This window comes from Pseudomonas sp. MF08875 (assembly GCF_059862525.1).
On sequence record NZ_JCBCUW010000005.1, the window covers coordinates 128,057 to 144,302 of the forward strand.

Genomic DNA, 16,246 nt, shown 5'->3' on the forward strand with positions numbered 1-16,246 from the left:
CGGGCAAGCCCGCTCCTACAGGGCATCTGCGAACCTGTGGGAGCCGCCCCACGGTTTTCCTGGCACCGCCCTCTTTTGGTGCCATCACATAATGGCTAGACTGCGCGCCTTCCTGTCAGGACCGCCATCATGCTGTTGATGCTCTATTTGATTGCCATTACCGCTGAAGCCATGACCGGCGCACTCTCTGCGGGGCGCCGTGGCATGGATTGGTTTGGCGTGGTGCTGATCGCCTGTGTGACGGCGCTGGGGGGCGGTTCGGTGCGTGACGTGCTGCTGGGCCACTACCCGCTGACGTGGGTCAAGCACCCGGAATACTTGGTGCTGACCACGGTGGCGGCGATGTTCACGGTGTTTACCGCGCGTTGGATGCGCCATCTGCGCTCGCTGTTTTTGGTGCTCGACGCCGTGGGCCTGGTGGCGTTTACCCTGATCGGCTGCATGACCTCCCTGGAAATGGGCCACGGCATGTTGGTGGCATCCGTCAGCGGGGTCATTACCGGCGTTTTCGGCGGCATCCTGCGGGATATTTTCTGCAACGACATCCCGCTAATCTTCCGTCGCGAGCTTTACGCCAGCGTCTCCTTCGCCGCAGCCTGGTGCTACATGTTCTGCCTGTGGCTGAACCTGCCGGGCGAGCAAGCCATCCTTATCACTCTGTTTGGCGGCTTCCTGTTACGCCTGCTGGCGATCCGCTTTCACTGGGAAATGCCCAAGTTCGTCTACAACGACGAGCACTGATCCCGCGTCGCATGCTGCTTGAGTGCCCACGCCACGTGCTCGCGCACCAGCTCCGACGGATAGTCCGCCCGCGCCTTCAAGGCCTCCAGCACAGGGATGGTCGAGGGTGCATTGCCCAGGCCCACCGCCAGGTTGCGCAGCCAGCGCTCATAGCCGGCACGGCGCAGCGGCGAGCCTTCGGTGCTGCTGAGAAATTGCGCTTCGTCCCAGAGGAATAATTGCGCCAATTCGGCGTTATCCAGATTGTGCCGGGGCTTGAAGTCGCTTTCGCCCGACGGGCGGGCGAAGCGGTTCCAGGGGCAGACGATTTGGCAGTCGTCGCAGCCGAACACCCGGTTGCCAATCAGCGGCCGCAGGTCTTCTGGGATGGCGCTCTTGAGTTCGATGGTCAGGTAGGAAATACAGCGCCGCGCATCCAGCACATAAGGCCCGACGAAGGCGTTGGTGGGGCAGATGTCCAGGCACGCGGTGCAGCGCCCGCAGTGTTCGCTGGCGTGGGGCGGGTCCACGGGCAGTGGCAAGTCGACGAACAGTTCGCTGAGGAAGAAGTAGCTGCCGGCCTTGCGGTTGAGCACCAGGGTGTTTTTGCCGATCCAGCCCAGCCCAGCCTGCTCGGCCAGGGCTTTTTCCAGCACCGGGGCGCTATCGACGAAAGCGCGGTAGCCAAAGGGGCCGATCAGTGCCTGGATGCGCTCGGCCAGTTGCTGTACGCGTTTGCGGATCAGCTTGTGGTAATCGCGGCCCAGGGCATAACGGGAAACGTAGGCTTTTTCCGGTTGGGCCAGGCGTTGGGCCATTTGGGTGTCGCCAGGCAGGTAGTCCATGCGCAGAGAAACCACCCGCAGCGTGCCGGGCACCAGCTCTTCGGGGTGCGAGCGCTTGCTGCCGTGGGCGCCCATGTAATCCATTTCGCCGTGGTAGCCGGCATCGAGCCAGCGTTGCAGGTGCTGTTCGTGTTCGCCCAGGTCCAGGCCGCTGATGCCGACTTGTTGAAAGCCCAGTTCACGGCCCAGCGCCTTGATCGTTTGGGCCAGGGCGGGGAGGTCGGGGGAGGTGACAGGCATGAGACGAGAGAAACCGGGGCTGAGGTGCGTATAATTCTGCCAGACATCGGAGCCCGAAGACGCATGCCGCAGACAAATCAACCATTGCCCGACGTACAACACCTCGCGCCCGGCCATCTGCCGGGCCTTTTACCTCGCGGGGCGAGTGCCCATAAAGGCCAGTTCGGCCATGTTTTACTGATAGGTGGTGATCGCGGTTTTGCCGGCGCCATTCTGCTCAGCGCCGAAAGCGCCTTGCGCAGCGGCGCGGGGCGGGTGTCGCTGGCCACCCGCAGCGAGCACGTGCCGGCGGCCCTGGCGCGGTTGCCGGAAGCCATGGCGCGGGGTATTGCCTCGGCCAATCAGTTGATGGGCTTGCTGGCCCAGGCCTCGGTGTTGGTGGTCGGCCCCGGGTTGGGGCAGTCGGCCTGGAGCCGCAGCCTGCTATCGGCTGCCGCCAACACCGCGCTGCCCCAGGTGTGGGACGCCGATGCCCTCAACCTGCTGGCCGACGGCGGCATCAACCTGCCCGCAGGCTGCGTGCTCACGCCCCATCCGGGGGAGGCGGCGCGCTTGCTGGGCGTATCGACAGCCGAGGTTCAGGCAGACCGTACTAAGGTGGCGCGCGCGTTGAGCGCCAAATACGCCGCGGTGGTGGTGCTCAAGGGGGCTGGCAGTTTGATCGCGAGCCCGGATGGGCGGGTTTCCCGTTGCGACCGGGGGCATCCGGCCATGGCCAGCGCGGGCCTGGGGGATGTGCTGGCCGGGTTGATCGGCGCCTTGCTGGCCCAGGGCTTGAGCGCGTTCGACGCGGCGTGCCTGGCCGTGTGGCTGCATGCCTGCGCCGGTGAACAACAAGGCCGATTGGGTCGAGGCCTGGCGGCCAGCGACCTGATTCCAGCCATTCGTCAGTTATTGGAGGAGCAATCGCCGTGCGTGAAGTAACGCTGTTTATGGCGGATGAACAGGCTATGACGGATTTGGGCGGCGTGCTTGCCCGAATCACCCAAGGCCATGGTCTGATTTTTCTCGATGGTGACCTGGGTGCGGGTAAAACCACCCTGTCGCGGGGCATTATTCGCGGGCTGGGACACGTCGGCGCGGTAAAAAGTCCTACCTTCACTTTGGTCGAGCCCTACGAGATCGGGGGCGTCCGCGCCTTCCACTTCGACCTGTATCGGTTGGTTGACCCAGAAGAACTGGAGTTTTTGGGGATTCGCGATTATTTCGACGATGACGCGCTGTGCCTGATCGAATGGCCCGAAAAGGGTGCAGGCTTTTTGCCAAAGCCCGACCTGACCATTACCATTAGGCCGCATAACGCCGGGCGTTCGCTGCATGTGTTGTCCCAAGGTGCGCGCGGTGAGTCGTGGTGCGCAGCCTTGGCATTGAAATTCAAATAAATAATGGGGTTAGGTATGCGCTTTCGCGCGTTGGTTACTGTCGTAGGGGTGTTGCTTGCGGCAATGACTGTCAATGCTCTGGCCGCTTCGCAGGTGCGCAGTGTGCGCCTGTGGCGCGCACCGGATAACACGCGACTGGTGTTTGACCTGTCCGGCCCAGTGCAGCACAGCGTTTTCACGCTCAGTGCCCCGGATCGCCTGGTGATCGACATCAACGGCGCAACACTAGGCGCGCCGCTGAACGTCTCCACCGCCAACACCCCCATCACCGCCATGCGTTCGGCCCAGCGCACGCCGAGCGACCTGCGGGTGGTGATTGACCTCAAGCAAGCCGTCACACCGAAAAGCTTCGTGCTGGCGCCCAACGCCCAATACGGTAATCGCCTGGTGGTCGACTTGTTCGACAACCCGTCCGACGCCGCTTCGCCGCCTACACCGACCCCCAGCGTGGCCACGGTGCCGGCCGTGCCGGTGACCGCACCCAAGCCTGCTATCAATCTGCCGCCAGCGCCGGCCGGAAAGCGCGACATCATTGTGGTCATCGACGCCGGCCACGGCGGCGAAGATCCGGGTGCCTCCGGCTCGCGCGGCCAGCGGGAAAAAGACGTGGTGCTGGCCATCGCCAAGGAATTGCAACGCCAGGTCAACGGAATCAAGGGCTTTCGCGCCGAGCTGACCCGCACTGGCGACTACTTCATCCCGTTGCGTGGGCGTACCGAAATCGCCCGCAAGAAGGGCGCCGACCTGTTTGTCTCGATCCACGCCGACGCGGCCCCCTCCAAAGCGGCGTTCGGCGCCTCGGTGTTCGCGCTGTCCGATCGCGGCGCCACCTCCGAGACCGCACGCTGGCTGGCCGACAGTGAAAACCGTTCTGACCTGATCGGCGGGGCCGGTAACGTCAGTCTCGACGACAAGGACCGCATGCTTGCCGGGGTGCTGCTCGACCTGTCGATGACCGCGTCCCTGACCTCCAGCCTGAACGTGGGCCAGAAAGTGCTGAGCAACATCGGCCGTGTCACGCCGCTGCACAAGCAGCGGGTGGAGCAGGCCGGGTTCATGGTGCTCAAATCCCCAGATATTCCGTCGATCCTCGTCGAAACCGGGTTCATCTCCAACGCCAACGAAGCCTCGAAACTGGCTGCTGCCAGCCACCAGCAGGCGCTGGCCCGCTCCATCAGCAGCGGCGTGCGCCAGTTCTTCCAGCAGAACCCGCCGCCGGGCACCTACATCGCCTGGCTGCGTGACGCCGGCAAGATTGCGCAGGGGCCGCGGGATCACCGGGTCAGCCCAGGCGAAACGTTGGCGATGATTGCTGTGCGCTACCAGGTGTCGGCGGGTGCCTTGCGCAGCGCCAACAATCTCAAGACCGATGAGCTGAAAATCGGCCAGACCCTCAACATTCCGAGCACGGAACTGGCGGTCAAGGAATGAACGACATCGTGAACAACAGCGCTCGCATCGAACTGCTCAGCCCAAGGCTGGCGAACCAGATCGCCGCGGGCGAAGTGGTCGAGCGCCCGGCGTCGGTCATCAAGGAGTTGCTGGAAAACAGCATCGACTCCGGCGCGCGGCGTATCGACGTGGATGTGGAACAGGGCGGCGTCAAGCTGCTGCGGGTGCGTGACGATGGCAGTGGCATCTCCTCCGACGATTTGCCCCTGGCCCTGGCGCGCCACGCCACCAGCAAGATCCGTAACCTGGAAGACCTGGAACAAGTAATGAGCCTGGGGTTTCGCGGCGAGGCCCTGGCGTCCATCAGCTCGGTGGCGCGCCTGACCCTCACCTCGCGCACCCGTGAGGCCGAGCAGGCCTGGCAGGTGGAAACCGAGGGCCGCGACATGGCGCCCCGGGTCCAGCCTGCGGCCCATCCGGTGGGCACGTCGGTGGAAGTGCGCGACCTGTTCTTCAACACCCCGGCGCGGCGCAAATTCCTCAAAACCGAAAAAACCGAATTCGATCACCTGCAAGAAGTTATTAAGCGCCTGGCCCTGGCCCGTTTCGACGTGGCCTTCCACCTGCGCCATAACGGCAAGACCATCCTCAGCCTGCACGAAGCCCACGATGACGCGGCGCGTGCCCGGCGCGTGGCCGCGGTGTGCGGGGCGGGCTTCCTGGAGCAGGCACTGCCGATTGAAGTTGAGCGCAATGGCCTGCATTTGTGGGGCTGGGTCGGCTTGCCGACGTTCTCCCGTAGCCAGGCTGACTTGCAGTACTTCTATGTGAACGGCCGCGCAGTGCGCGACAAACTGGTGGCCCACGCGGTGCGCCAGGCGTACCGCGACGTGCTGTTCAACGGCCGTCATCCGACCTTCGTGCTGTTTTTCGAGGTCGATCCGGCGGTGGTTGACGTCAACGTGCACCCGACCAAACACGAAGTGCGTTTTCGTGATGGGCGCATGGTTCACGACTTTCTATATGGTACCTTGCACCGTGCCTTGGGTGATGTGCGCCCCGAGGACCAGCTCGCCGCGCCTGCGGCGGTCGCGGGTATGGTTCGCCCGACCGGCATCGACGCCGGCGAGTTCGGCCCCCAGGGCGAAATGCGCCTGGCGGCCAATGCCTTGCTGGAGCAGCCCCAGGGGCAACCGAACGTTCATGCGCCGGGCTCCGGCGCGGGGGCGGGTTATCAGTATCAATACACCCCGCGGCCAACGTCCGCTGTGCCGGCCGCAGAAGCCCAGGCGGCGTACCGTGAGTTCTTCGCGCCACTGCCTGGGGCCGGCGCCGTGGCGTTGCCCGAGGGGCAGGGCGATGTTCCGCCATTGGGTTATGCCCTGGCGCAGCTCAAGGGCATCTATATCCTCGCGGAAAACGCCCAGGGCCTGGTGCTGGTGGATATGCACGCGGCTCACGAGCGGATCATGTACGAGCGTTTGAAAGTCGCCATGGCCAGCGAGGGTCTCAGTGGCCAGCCGCTGCTGGTGCCCGAATCCTTGGCCCTGAGCCAACGTGAAGCGGACTGCGCCGAAGAGCACGTCGCCTGGTTCCAGCGCCTGGGCTTCGAGCTCCAGCGCCTAGGCCCGGAAACCCTGGCCATTCGCCAGATCCCGGCACTGCTTAAGCAGGCCGAGGCCAATCGGTTGGTCAGTGACGTGCTAGCAGACCTGATGGAATACGGCACCAGCGACCGGATTCAGGCTCACCTGAACGAACTGCTCGGCACCATGGCCTGCCACGGCGCGATCCGCGCCAACCGGCGCCTGGCCTTGCCGGAAATGAACGGCTTGCTGCGGGACATGGAAAACACTGAACGCAGTGGTCAATGCAACCATGGCCGACCGACCTGGACCCAATTGGGCCTGGACGATCTGGACAAACTGTTCTTGCGCGGTCGCTGATGAGCCATTTACCTCCCGCCATCTTCCTGATGGGCCCTACGGCCGCGGGCAAGACCGACCTGGCCATCGAGCTGACCAAGGTGTTGCCGTGCGAACTCATCAGCGTGGATTCCGCACTGGTCTATCGCGGCATGGATATCGGCACCGCCAAGCCTTCAAAGGCGCTGCTGGCCGAGCATCCCCATCGTTTGATCGACATTCTCGACCCGGCCGAGGCTTATTCGGCCGCGGATTTCCGCCGTGATGCCTTGGAAGCGATGGCGGACATCACCTCGCGCGGCAAAATCCCGCTGCTGGTGGGCGGCACAATGCTCTACTACAAGGCTTTGCTCGACGGCCTGGCGCAGATGCCAGCGGCGGACCCGCAGGTTCGCGCCGATATCGAGCAAGAGGCTGCGCGCCTTGGCTGGCAAGCCCTGCACGACCAATTGGCGGCGGTTGACCCGGTGTCGGCGGCGCGTATTCACCCTAACGACCCGCAGCGCTTGAGCCGGGCGCTGGAAGTTTATCGTGTCAGCGGCCAAAGCATGACCGCCCACCGCGAGCGACAATCTGCGCAAAGTACTGAAGCAGCCGCTTCGGGGCGAGGACAATTGCCCTATACTGTCGCGAACTTGGCCATCGCCCCGGCGAACCGCCAAGTACTGCATGAGCGCATTGCACAAAGATTCACACAAATGTTGGAACAGGGTTTCGTTGACGAAGTCATAGCACTGCGCTCCAGAGGTGACTTGCACGCCGGGTTGCCGTCTATACGTGCCGTGGGTTATCGACAAGTCTGGGATCACCTGGATGGCAAGCTGACATTCACCGAGATGCAGGAGCGCGGCATCATTGCCACGCGCCAATTGGCGAAGCGTCAGTTCACCTGGCTACGCAGTTGGGCTGATTTACAGTGGTTGGACAGCCTGGCTTGCGACAATCTGCCACGCGCCTTGAAATACTTGGGAACGGTCTCCATATTGAGCTGAGTCCTTGCAATTGCCGTCTATCCTTGGGGGTGTGGCGGCCACAAGCCATCTGTTTTCTAATTTTTTATTATTGATCCTTAAAGGAGTGCGGCACATGTCAAAAGGGCATTCGCTACAAGACCCTTACTTGAATACTTTACGTAAAGAGAAAGTGGGGGTTTCCATCTATCTGGTCAACGGGATCAAGCTGCAAGGCACGATCGAATCCTTCGACCAGTTCGTCATCCTGCTCAAGAACACCGTCAGCCAGATGGTGTACAAGCACGCTATCTCCACAGTAGTGCCGGTTCGTCCAATTCGTCTGCCTAGCGCAACCGAAAACGAACAGGGCGACGCTGATCCTGCTCCAGGTAACGCCTGATAGGAGTCTCCTTTGTTCTTTGAGCGCCACGGTGGTGGTGAGCGGGCAATCCTCGTTCACTTGGATGGACAGGACCCTGAGGCGCGCGAAGATCCGCAGGAGTTTCAGGAGTTGGCTCTATCGGCTGGCGCCGAGACCGTTGCGTTCTTTAACGTGCCGCGTCATCGGCCAACCGCCAAATACCTGATTGGCAGCGGCAAGGTCGAGGAACTGCGCGACCTGGTCAGCGCCGAACAGGTCGATCTGGTCATTTTCAATCACATCCTCACGCCCAGTCAGGAACGTAACCTCGAACGTGTTTTCGAGTGTCGCGTGATCGACCGCACGGGTTTGATTCTCGACATCTTTGCCCAACGTGCCCGCACCCATGAAGGCAAGCTCCAGGTAGAACTGGCCCAGCTTGAGCACATGAGTACGCGTTTGGTGCGCGGTTGGACCCACCTTGAGCGGCAAAAGGGTGGCATCGGCCTGCGCGGCCCGGGCGAAACTCAGCTTGAAACCGACCGGCGTCTGTTGCGGGTTCGCCTGCGGCAGATCAAGGGGCGGCTGGAGAAGGTGCGCAGCCAGCGCGAGCAGTCCCGTCGAGGGCGCAAGCGTGCGGATATCCCCACGGTTTCGCTGGTGGGCTATACCAACGCCGGCAAATCCACGCTATTTAACTCGGTGACGCAATCGGACGTGTATGCGGCGGATCAACTCTTCGCCACGCTCGACCCGACCTTGCGTCGCCTGGACCTGGATGACCTGGGGCCGATTGTCCTGGCCGACACCGTTGGTTTTATCCGGCACTTGCCTCACAAACTGGTCGAGGCCTTTCGGGCCACGCTCGAAGAGTCGAGCAACTCCGACCTGTTGTTGCATGTGATCGATGCCGCCGAACCCGATCGCATGCTACAAATCGAGCAGGTGATGGTGGTGCTGGGTGAGATTGGCGCCCAGGACTTGCCCATCCTCGAGGTCTATAACAAACTCGATTTGCTCGAAGGTGTAGAGCCGCAGATCCAGCGCGATGCCGATGGCAAGCCGCAGCGGGTCTGGTTGTCGGCGCGGGACGGTCAAGGGTTGGATCTGCTCAAGCAAGCTATCGCGGAATTGCTCGGCAACGATTTGTTCGTCGGCACCTTGCGCTTGCCTCAGCGTTTTGCTCGACTGCGTGCTCAGTTCTTCGCAGCGGGTGCGGTACAGAAAGAAGAACACGACGAAGAAGGCCTGAGTTTGCTGGCTGTGCGCCTGCCCCGGATCGAGTTGAATCGACTGGTCAGTCGCGAGGGCTTGCAACCGATGGAGTTTCTCGAGCAACACACTTTGCAATAAAAGCCTGGAAAAGCGGTTGTGCCGCTGTCGTAGGCATTCTGTAGCATTGGCCGACGCGCCGTGGGCGCGTCTTTGCTTTATCAGATGGAGAGCGCTATGGCTTGGAATGAGCCGGGTGGCAACTCGAATAATCAGGATCCTTGGGGTGGTAAGCGCCGCAATAATGGCGACCGCAAGGGGCCACCAGATCTCGACGAGGCCTTCCGAAAGCTACAGGAAAGCCTGAACGGGTTGTTCGGTGGTGGAAAAAAACGTGGCAGTGACGACGGCAATGGCAGCTCTGGCAAGGGTGGTGGCTACGGCCTGCTCGGCCTGGGGCTTGTCGTGCTGGCAGCCGTTTGGCTGTACAGCGCCGTCTACGTCGTGGACGAGCAGGAGCAGGCCGTGGTGCTGCGCTTCGGCAAATACTACGAGACTGTCGGCCCGGGCCTGAACATCTACTTCCCGCCGATTGATAAGAAGTACATGGAAAACGTCACGCGTGAGCGTGCCTATACCAAGCAAGGCCAAATGCTGACCGAAGACGAAAACATCGTCGAAGTCCCTTTGACCGTGCAGTACAAAATCAGCAACCTGCGGGATTTCGTGCTGAACGTCGATCAGCCGGAAATCAGCCTGCAGCACGCGACCGAGAGTGCTCTGCGCCATGTGGTGGGTTCCACCGCGATGGATCAGGTGCTGACCGAAGGTCGTGAATTGATGGCGAGCGAAATCAAGGAGCGTCTGCAACGCTTCCTCGACACTTACCGCACCGGTATCACCGTTACTCAGGTCAACGTACAGAGCGCTGCTGCACCGCGCGAAGTGCAGGAAGCCTTCGATGACGTGATCCGCGCCCGCGAAGATGAGCAGCGTTCGCGCAACCAGGCTGAAACCTACGCCAACGGCGTCGTGCCGGAAGCTCGTGGTCAGGCCCAGCGCATCATCGAGGACGCCAACGGTTATCGCGATGAAGTGGTTTCCCGCGCCAAGGGTGAAGCCGACCGCTTTACCAAACTGGTGGCTGAGTACCGCAAAGCCCCTGAAGTCACCCGCGAGCGTCTGTACCTGGACACCATGCAGGAAGTCTTCAGCAACACCAGTAAAGTGTTGGTGACCGGTAATAAAGGTGGCCAGAGCAACCTGCTTTACCTGCCGCTCGACAAGATGATCGAAAGTGGCCGCACTGGCTCCTCGCCAGTAACTGGCGCCGCCGCAGCCAGCAACAATGATGCGGGCACGCACAGCGGCGCGGATTCGCAGCCACAGCCAACGCGTTCCAGGGAGAGTCGCTGATGAGCAATAAATCGCTGATCGCCCTTATTGTCGGCGTCGTCGTGGCGATCGCTGCCTGGAACTGCTTCTACATCGTGGCTCAGACCGAGCGTGCGGTGTTGCTGCAGTTCGGTCGGGTGGTCCAGGCTGATGTCCAACCGGGCCTGCATGTGAAAGTGCCATACGTCAACCAGGTGCGTAAGTTCGATGCTCGCCTGATGACGCTGGATGCGCCGACACAGCGCTTCCTGACACTGGAAAAGAAAGCCGTCATGGTCGATGCTTTTGCCAAGTGGCGCGTGAAAGATGCTGAGCGCTTCTACACCGCGACTTCCGGCCTCAAGCAGATTGCTGACGAACGTCTGTCCCGTCGTTTGGAATCGGGCCTGCGCGACCAGTTCGGTAAGCGTACGTTGCACGAAGTGGTGTCCGGCGAGCGCGATGCGCTGATGGCGGATATCACCGCTTCGCTCAACAAGATGGCCGAGAAAGAGCTGGGCATCGAAGTGATCGACGTCCGGGTCAAGGCCATCGACCTGCCGAAGGAAGTGAACCGCAGCGTGTTCGAGCGGATGAGCACAGAGCGTGAGCGTGAAGCTCGCGAGCACCGCGCCAAAGGTAACGAACTGGCAGAAGGCATCCGTGCCGACGCCGATCGTCAGCGTCGCGTACTGCTGGCTGAAGCCTATCGCGAGTCTGAAGAGGCGCGCGGTGATGGTGATGCCCAAGCAGCGGCGATCTACGCCAAGGCCTACGGCCAGGATCAGGAGTTCTACGCGTTCTACCGTAGCCTGCGTGCCTACCGTGAAAGCTTCGCGAACAAAACCGATGTCATGGTGCTTGACCCAAGCAGCGACTTTTTCCGCTATCTGGAAAAAGCCAAGCCTTGACCCTGCGACACCCCGTCGAGCGGCTAAAGCGCTTGGCGGGGTGATCCTTTGGGAAAACGGGTGTATGATGCGGCAGCCGGGAAATTCCCGGCTTTTTTGCGTCTGCATGTTTGATTGCTTCAGAACGAGTTGATTGGCTCGACAGTTTTTTCGAGGAATGTGGTGGCGAAGCCGATTTCAGGCCTTTCGCCCCGTCGCTCTTGGGCGGCAGGTAACCATTTTCTGCTTCACTCAAGGCTAGCCCGACGGCTCGCCGCCCGGATCATAGGGGAATGGCGTAATGGCAACGGTAGACCGCTGGCTGCTGCCAGATGGCATCGAAGAAGTACTGCCGCCTGAAGCGGCGCGCATCGAAGTAGCGCGCCGCCAGGTGTTGGATCTGTTCCAGAGCTGGGGCTACGAGTTTGTCGTAACCCCTCATATCGAGTACCTGGAATCCCTGTTGACCGGTGCTGGCCAGGACCTGGATCTGCGGACCTTCAAGGTCATCGACCCGCAATCGGGTCGGCAGATGGGGTTTCGCGCAGACATCACGCCGCAGGTGGCGCGCATCGATGCGCACACCCTGCGCCGCGAAGGCCCAAGCCGCCTGTGCTACGCCGGTAGCGTGCTGCATGCGCAGCCGCGTGCGTTGTCGTCCTCGCGCAGCCCAATCCAGTTGGGCGCCGAGTTGTACGGCGATGCCAGCCCCAGCAGCGACGTGGAAGTCATTAGCCTGATGCTGGCCATGCTACAACTGGCCGATGTGCCGGATGTGCACATGGACCTGGGGCATGTCGGCATCTATCGTGGCCTGGCACGCGCCGCCGGTCTGTCCGGCGAAGTGGAGCAGCAGTTGTTCGACGCCCTGCAACGCAAGGCCATTGACGAAGTGATCGCGCTGACCGAAGGCCTGCCGGCCGAATTGGCCGCAATGCTACGGGCGCTGGTTGACCTGTGTGGCAGTCGCGAAGTGCTGGAGGCCGCCCGTGTGCGCCTGGCGAACGCGCCGGCCCCGGTACTGGCGGCGCTGGACGATTTGCTGGCGATTGCCGAGCGTCTGTCCGCGCGTTTCCCCCAGTTGCCGCTGTATTTTGACCTGGGCGAGCTGCGCGGTTACCACTACCACACCGGCGTGGTGTTCGCCGTGTTCGTACCGGGCGTGGGTCAATCCATCGCCCAGGGCGGTCGCTACGACGATATCGGCGCCGATTTTGGTCGTGCCCGTCCAGCGACTGGTTTTTCCACCGATTTGAAAACCCTGGTGACCCTGGGGCGTGCTGAGATCGAGCTACCGTCTGGCGGTATCTGGATGCCTGACAGTACGGATGCAGCACTCTGGCAGCACGTTTGCCAGTTGCGCAGTGAGGGTCAGCGCGTTGTCCAGGCCTTGCCTGGGCAGCTGTTGGCCGCCGCCCGTGAAGCGGACTGCGACCGGCAATTGATTCAGCAGAACGGGCTTTGGCAAGTATTGCCGCTGGCTTCTTGAGTTTTCCTGCCGGCGGCTGCCGGCACCAAGTTTGCGCGAATGAGGACAAGTGTTATGGGTAAGAATGTCGTAGTCCTGGGCACCCAATGGGGTGATGAGGGCAAAGGCAAGATCGTTGATCTGCTGACCGAACATGCTGCCGCCGTAGTGCGCTACCAAGGTGGCCACAACGCGGGCCACACCCTGGTGATCGACGGCGAGAAAACCGTCTTGCACCTAATCCCGTCGGGCGTGCTGCGCGAAGGCGTGCAGTGCCTGATCGGCAACGGCGTGGTGGTTGCACCGGACGCCCTGCTGCGGGAAATCACCAAGCTGGAAGAGAAAGGCGTACCGGTGCGTGAGCGCCTGCGTATCAGCCCTTCCTGCCCGTTGATCCTGTCCTTCCACGTTGCGCTGGACCAAGCCCGTGAAAAGGCCCGTGGCGAGTTGAAGATCGGTACCACCGGTCGCGGCATCGGCCCGGCTTACGAAGACAAGGTTGCGCGTCGTGGCCTGCGTGTGGGCGACCTGCTCAACATGCCACGTTTTGAAGACAAGCTGCGTGAACTGGTGGATTACCACAACTTCATGCTGGTGGGTTACTACAAAGAGCCGGCCATCGACTTCGACAAGACCCTGGCCGAGTGCAAGGAGTACGCCGAGCTGCTCAAGCCGCTGATGCTGGACGTGACGGCCGAGCTGCACGACCTGCGTCGTGCTGGCAAAGACATCATGTTCGAAGGCGCCCAGGGCTCGTTGCTGGACATCGACCACGGTACCTACCCCTATGTAACCAGCTCCAACACCACCGCGGGCGGCGTTGCTACCGGTTCGGGTGTGGGCCCTATGTTCCTGGACTACATCCTGGGCATCACCAAGGCTTACACCACGCGCGTCGGTTCGGGCCCGTTCCCGACCGAGCTGTTCGACGAAGTCGGCGCGCACCTGGCCAAACAAGGTCACGAGTTCGGCGCCACCACCGGTCGCGCTCGTCGTTGTGGTTGGTTCGACGCCGTTATCCTGCGTCGCGCTATCGACGTGAACAGCATTTCGGGCATCTGCCTGACCAAGCTGGACGTACTCGACGGTCTGGAAGCCATCAACATCTGCATCGGCTACAAAGATGCAGAAGGTAAAGACGTAGCCCCGACTGACGCTGACAGCTACGTGGGCCTGCAGCCTGTGTACGAAGAAGTGCCGGGCTGGACCGAGTCCACCGTGGGCGCCAAGACGCTGGAAGAGCTGCCTGCCAACGCCCGTGCTTACATCAAACGCGTCGAAGAGCTGATCGGCGCGCCGATCGACATTATTTCGACGGGCCCGGACCGCAACGAAACCATCGTTCTGCGTCATCCGTTCGCGTAATAAGCTGTTGATGTAAAAAGCAAAGGGCCCTCGATTGGGCCCTTTGTCGTTTCTGCCTGACAAGCGGCACGACCCTTGCTGTGTTTCCCTCTTTGGTGGTGCTATCAATTTAATGGCACCCTAGGTGGAGGGATTCCCAATGTCTGCCGTTCTCTCATTGTTACAAAGCCGGCTGTTGCGACCGGTGTTCGTTACCCTTGGTATCGCTCTTTTGGTGCAAGTGCTGGTGGCCGTTGCACTAACTCGGAGCACGGTGACCGCGTTGGAGGCCGATTTGGCCAATCGGTTGGGTGTGGATAGCCAGAAGCTTTCGGGTGAATTGGAGCAGGCCGGGCGCGAGGTGACGTCGAGCCTCGACGGCCTCTCCAGCAGCACGCGTCAGCGCCTCACGGCGGGGCTTTCGTCGCGCCTGGAAGATGAGCAGGCGCAACTTCGCGCCACGTTGGAGAAAGACCTTCAGGATTCGGCTAACGATATGGCCCAGCTCCTGGCCTCCGTGGCGCCGCGCGCCATGTGGGACAACGATGTGCCAACCCTGTCTGAATTCGCACGACGCGCGCAGCGCAACCCCAACGTGTTGTTCGTGGTGTATGACGACGCTACGGGCCAGCATCTGACCCGCTACCTGAACCGGGAAAACCCGATCAACAAGGCCCTTCTGGAAAAAGGCCAAGGCGAGCGGGCGCTGGATAAGGTGCTGGACGCGGCGAAGAACGATAAGTCGGTGTACTACCTGGAAGCCTCCATCAACCCCAATGGCGTGGAAATCGGCAAGGTGCTGATGGGCGTGTCGACAGCGTCGGTGGAAACCGACCTGGCGGCGCTGGACAAACGCTTTAGCGCGTTGATCGCCAGCAGCGACCAATTGGTGGATGACAGCCTCAAGGGCGCGGCGGCTGACAGCGCCACGGCTATGCGCGCGCGCCTGCAATCTGCCCAGGGCACGGCGGCGGCAATGAAAGACAACACCGCCAGCACCGTGCAGGAAGCGGCGGCGACGTTGCGCTGGCGCATTGGCCTGGCCCTGGCCCTGGTGGGCTTTGGCGTCTTGCTGCTATTGGCTGTGGTGCTGGGGCGTCGGGTGGTCAATCGCTTGCACCTGCTGATTGCGGCCATGGACGATCTGGCGGCCGGGGACGGCGACCTGACCAAGCGTGTGCAAATCAACAGCAAGGATGAAATCGGCGACATGGCCTCGGCGGTCAATCGCTTTGTGGATAAATTGCAGCCCATCGTGCGCGAGGCGGGCGATGTGGCCCAGCGTACTGGCGTGGAAATCGGCGCCATGACCCGGCGCAATGCGGGTGCCGATGCGGCGGCCGCGTCCCAGCGCGACGAAGTGGCCGAAAGCCTGCGGGCGCTGTCGCAGATGGCCGATGAAGCGCAGGCAGAGAGCCAGGCCATGCAGTCGGCATTGCAGCAAGTGGTGGAGATCCGCCAGGCCACGGACGAGAACACTCGCACTTCGGCTCAGGTGGGTAGCCTGATTGAGGCGCTGGCCGGGCAGGTGGACACCGGGGCCAAGGTTATCGAGCGCCTGGCGCAGCAGAGCGAGCAGATCGAGGTGGTGCTGACGGTGATCCACGGGATCGCCGAGCAGACCAACCTGTTGGCGTTGAACGCGGCTATCGAGGCGGCGCGAGCCGGTGAAACCGGGCGCGGTTTCGCGGTGGTGGCCGACGAGGTGCGCGCGCTGGCCAGCAAGACCCAGAGTTCCACCGGCGATATCCAGGCCCACATCGGCGCCTTGCAGCAGGGCGCGCGGGAGGCGGTGGCTGCGATTGGTCAGGCCGGGCGCCAGGCCAGTGAAGGCTTGTTGGTGCTGCGCGACAGTGCACGCTTGCAGCAATCGGTGCAGTCATCGGTGGAGCAAGTTCACGCGGCCATTGGCCTGGCGACCCAGGCGGCGGCGCATCAGGCTCAGGGCGCGCACGCGGTGCGGGGACGGGTTGAAACCATCCACGCTCAGGCCGAGCAAGCGGCGCAAGCGGTGATAGAGACTACGGCCAGCGGCAAGGTGCTCGATGGCCTCGCGGCGCAGCTGAAGGCGAGCTTGGGGCAGTTCAAGGCTTAAGTGGGTCGTAGATCTTCTGTGGGAGCGGGCTCCCTCCCACAGCCA

The 16,246-nt window shown here is 62.2% G+C and carries 14 protein-coding genes; 13 read left to right on the forward strand and 1 reads right to left on the reverse strand.

Features of this window, described 5'->3' with window-relative positions:
• Nucleotides 1-126: 126 nt before the first annotated feature.
• The gene (locus AC19YT_RS04585) at nucleotides 127-741 is read left to right on the forward strand and encodes a trimeric intracellular cation channel family protein (RefSeq protein WP_176465113.1); all 615 of its coding nucleotides are present in this window, start codon (nucleotides 127-129) and stop codon (nucleotides 739-741) included.
• Here AC19YT_RS04585 and queG read toward each other — a convergent pair.
• On the reverse strand, nucleotides 723-1,805 hold the full coding sequence (gene queG, locus AC19YT_RS04590) for a tRNA epoxyqueuosine(34) reductase QueG (RefSeq protein ID WP_500609832.1): 1,083 nt from the start codon (nucleotides 1,803-1,805) through the stop codon (nucleotides 723-725). The two genes, AC19YT_RS04585 and queG, sit on opposite strands and share 19 nt — an antisense overlap.
• A gap of 63 nt (nucleotides 1,806-1,868) precedes the next feature.
• On the opposite strand from queG, the gene AC19YT_RS04595 reads away from it, so the two are divergent.
• The 12 genes from AC19YT_RS04595 (at nucleotide 1,869) to AC19YT_RS04650 (ending at nucleotide 16,201) form a co-directional block, all read left to right on the forward strand.
• A complete protein-coding gene (locus tag AC19YT_RS04595) occupies nucleotides 1,869-2,729 on the forward strand; it encodes an NAD(P)H-hydrate dehydratase (protein WP_500598901.1) in 861 nt (286 codons plus the stop codon).
• Entirely contained in the window at nucleotides 2,717-3,187 is a 471-nt protein-coding gene (gene tsaE / locus AC19YT_RS04600; protein ID WP_095109350.1) for a tRNA (adenosine(37)-N6)-threonylcarbamoyltransferase complex ATPase subunit type 1 TsaE, read from the forward strand. Before AC19YT_RS04595 ends, tsaE begins: the two co-directional genes overlap by 13 nt.
• Before the next feature lie 3 nt (nucleotides 3,188-3,190).
• Nucleotides 3,191-4,618, forward strand: a complete 1,428-nt coding sequence (locus tag AC19YT_RS04605; RefSeq protein ID WP_218192055.1) for an N-acetylmuramoyl-L-alanine amidase — start codon at nucleotides 3,191-3,193, stop codon at nucleotides 4,616-4,618.
• Entirely contained in the window at nucleotides 4,615-6,525 is a 1,911-nt protein-coding gene (gene mutL / locus AC19YT_RS04610) for a DNA mismatch repair endonuclease MutL (protein WP_095109352.1), read from the forward strand. Before AC19YT_RS04605 ends, mutL begins: the two co-directional genes overlap by 4 nt.
• Nucleotides 6,525-7,496 carry a tRNA (adenosine(37)-N6)-dimethylallyltransferase MiaA gene (gene miaA, locus AC19YT_RS04615; RefSeq protein ID WP_095109353.1) on the forward strand — a complete coding sequence of 324 codons (972 nt, stop codon included), beginning with the start codon at nucleotides 6,525-6,527 and terminating at the stop codon, nucleotides 7,494-7,496. The genes mutL and miaA overlap by 1 nt, the downstream gene beginning before the upstream one ends.
• Nucleotides 7,497-7,590: 94 nt before the next feature.
• Nucleotides 7,591-7,857, forward strand: a complete 267-nt coding sequence (gene hfq / locus AC19YT_RS04620) for an RNA chaperone Hfq (protein ID WP_095109354.1) — start codon at nucleotides 7,591-7,593, stop codon at nucleotides 7,855-7,857.
• 12 nt (nucleotides 7,858-7,869) lie between these two features.
• Nucleotides 7,870-9,171 carry a ribosome rescue GTPase HflX gene (gene hflX / locus AC19YT_RS04625; RefSeq protein WP_095109355.1) on the forward strand — a complete coding sequence of 434 codons (1,302 nt, stop codon included), beginning with the start codon at nucleotides 7,870-7,872 and terminating at the stop codon, nucleotides 9,169-9,171.
• Nucleotides 9,172-9,267: 96 nt separating this feature from the next.
• Nucleotides 9,268-10,446, forward strand: a complete 1,179-nt coding sequence (hflK, locus tag AC19YT_RS04630) for an FtsH protease activity modulator HflK (protein WP_095109356.1) — start codon at nucleotides 9,268-9,270, stop codon at nucleotides 10,444-10,446.
• Entirely contained in the window at nucleotides 10,446-11,315 is an 870-nt protein-coding gene (gene hflC / locus AC19YT_RS04635) for a protease modulator HflC (protein WP_095109357.1), read from the forward strand. The genes hflK and hflC overlap by 1 nt, the downstream gene beginning before the upstream one ends.
• Before the next feature lie 280 nt (nucleotides 11,316-11,595).
• Complete coding sequence (locus AC19YT_RS04640) at nucleotides 11,596-12,783, forward strand: ATP phosphoribosyltransferase regulatory subunit (RefSeq protein ID WP_095109358.1); 1,188 nt, start codon at nucleotides 11,596-11,598, stop codon at nucleotides 12,781-12,783.
• Between the two features lie 54 nt (nucleotides 12,784-12,837).
• Entirely contained in the window at nucleotides 12,838-14,127 is a 1,290-nt protein-coding gene (locus AC19YT_RS04645; RefSeq protein ID WP_095109359.1) for an adenylosuccinate synthase, read from the forward strand.
• Between the two features lie 139 nt (nucleotides 14,128-14,266).
• On the forward strand, nucleotides 14,267-16,201 hold the full coding sequence (locus AC19YT_RS04650; protein ID WP_095109360.1) for a methyl-accepting chemotaxis protein: 1,935 nt from the start codon (nucleotides 14,267-14,269) through the stop codon (nucleotides 16,199-16,201).
• Nucleotides 16,202-16,246 lie beyond the last annotated feature (45 nt).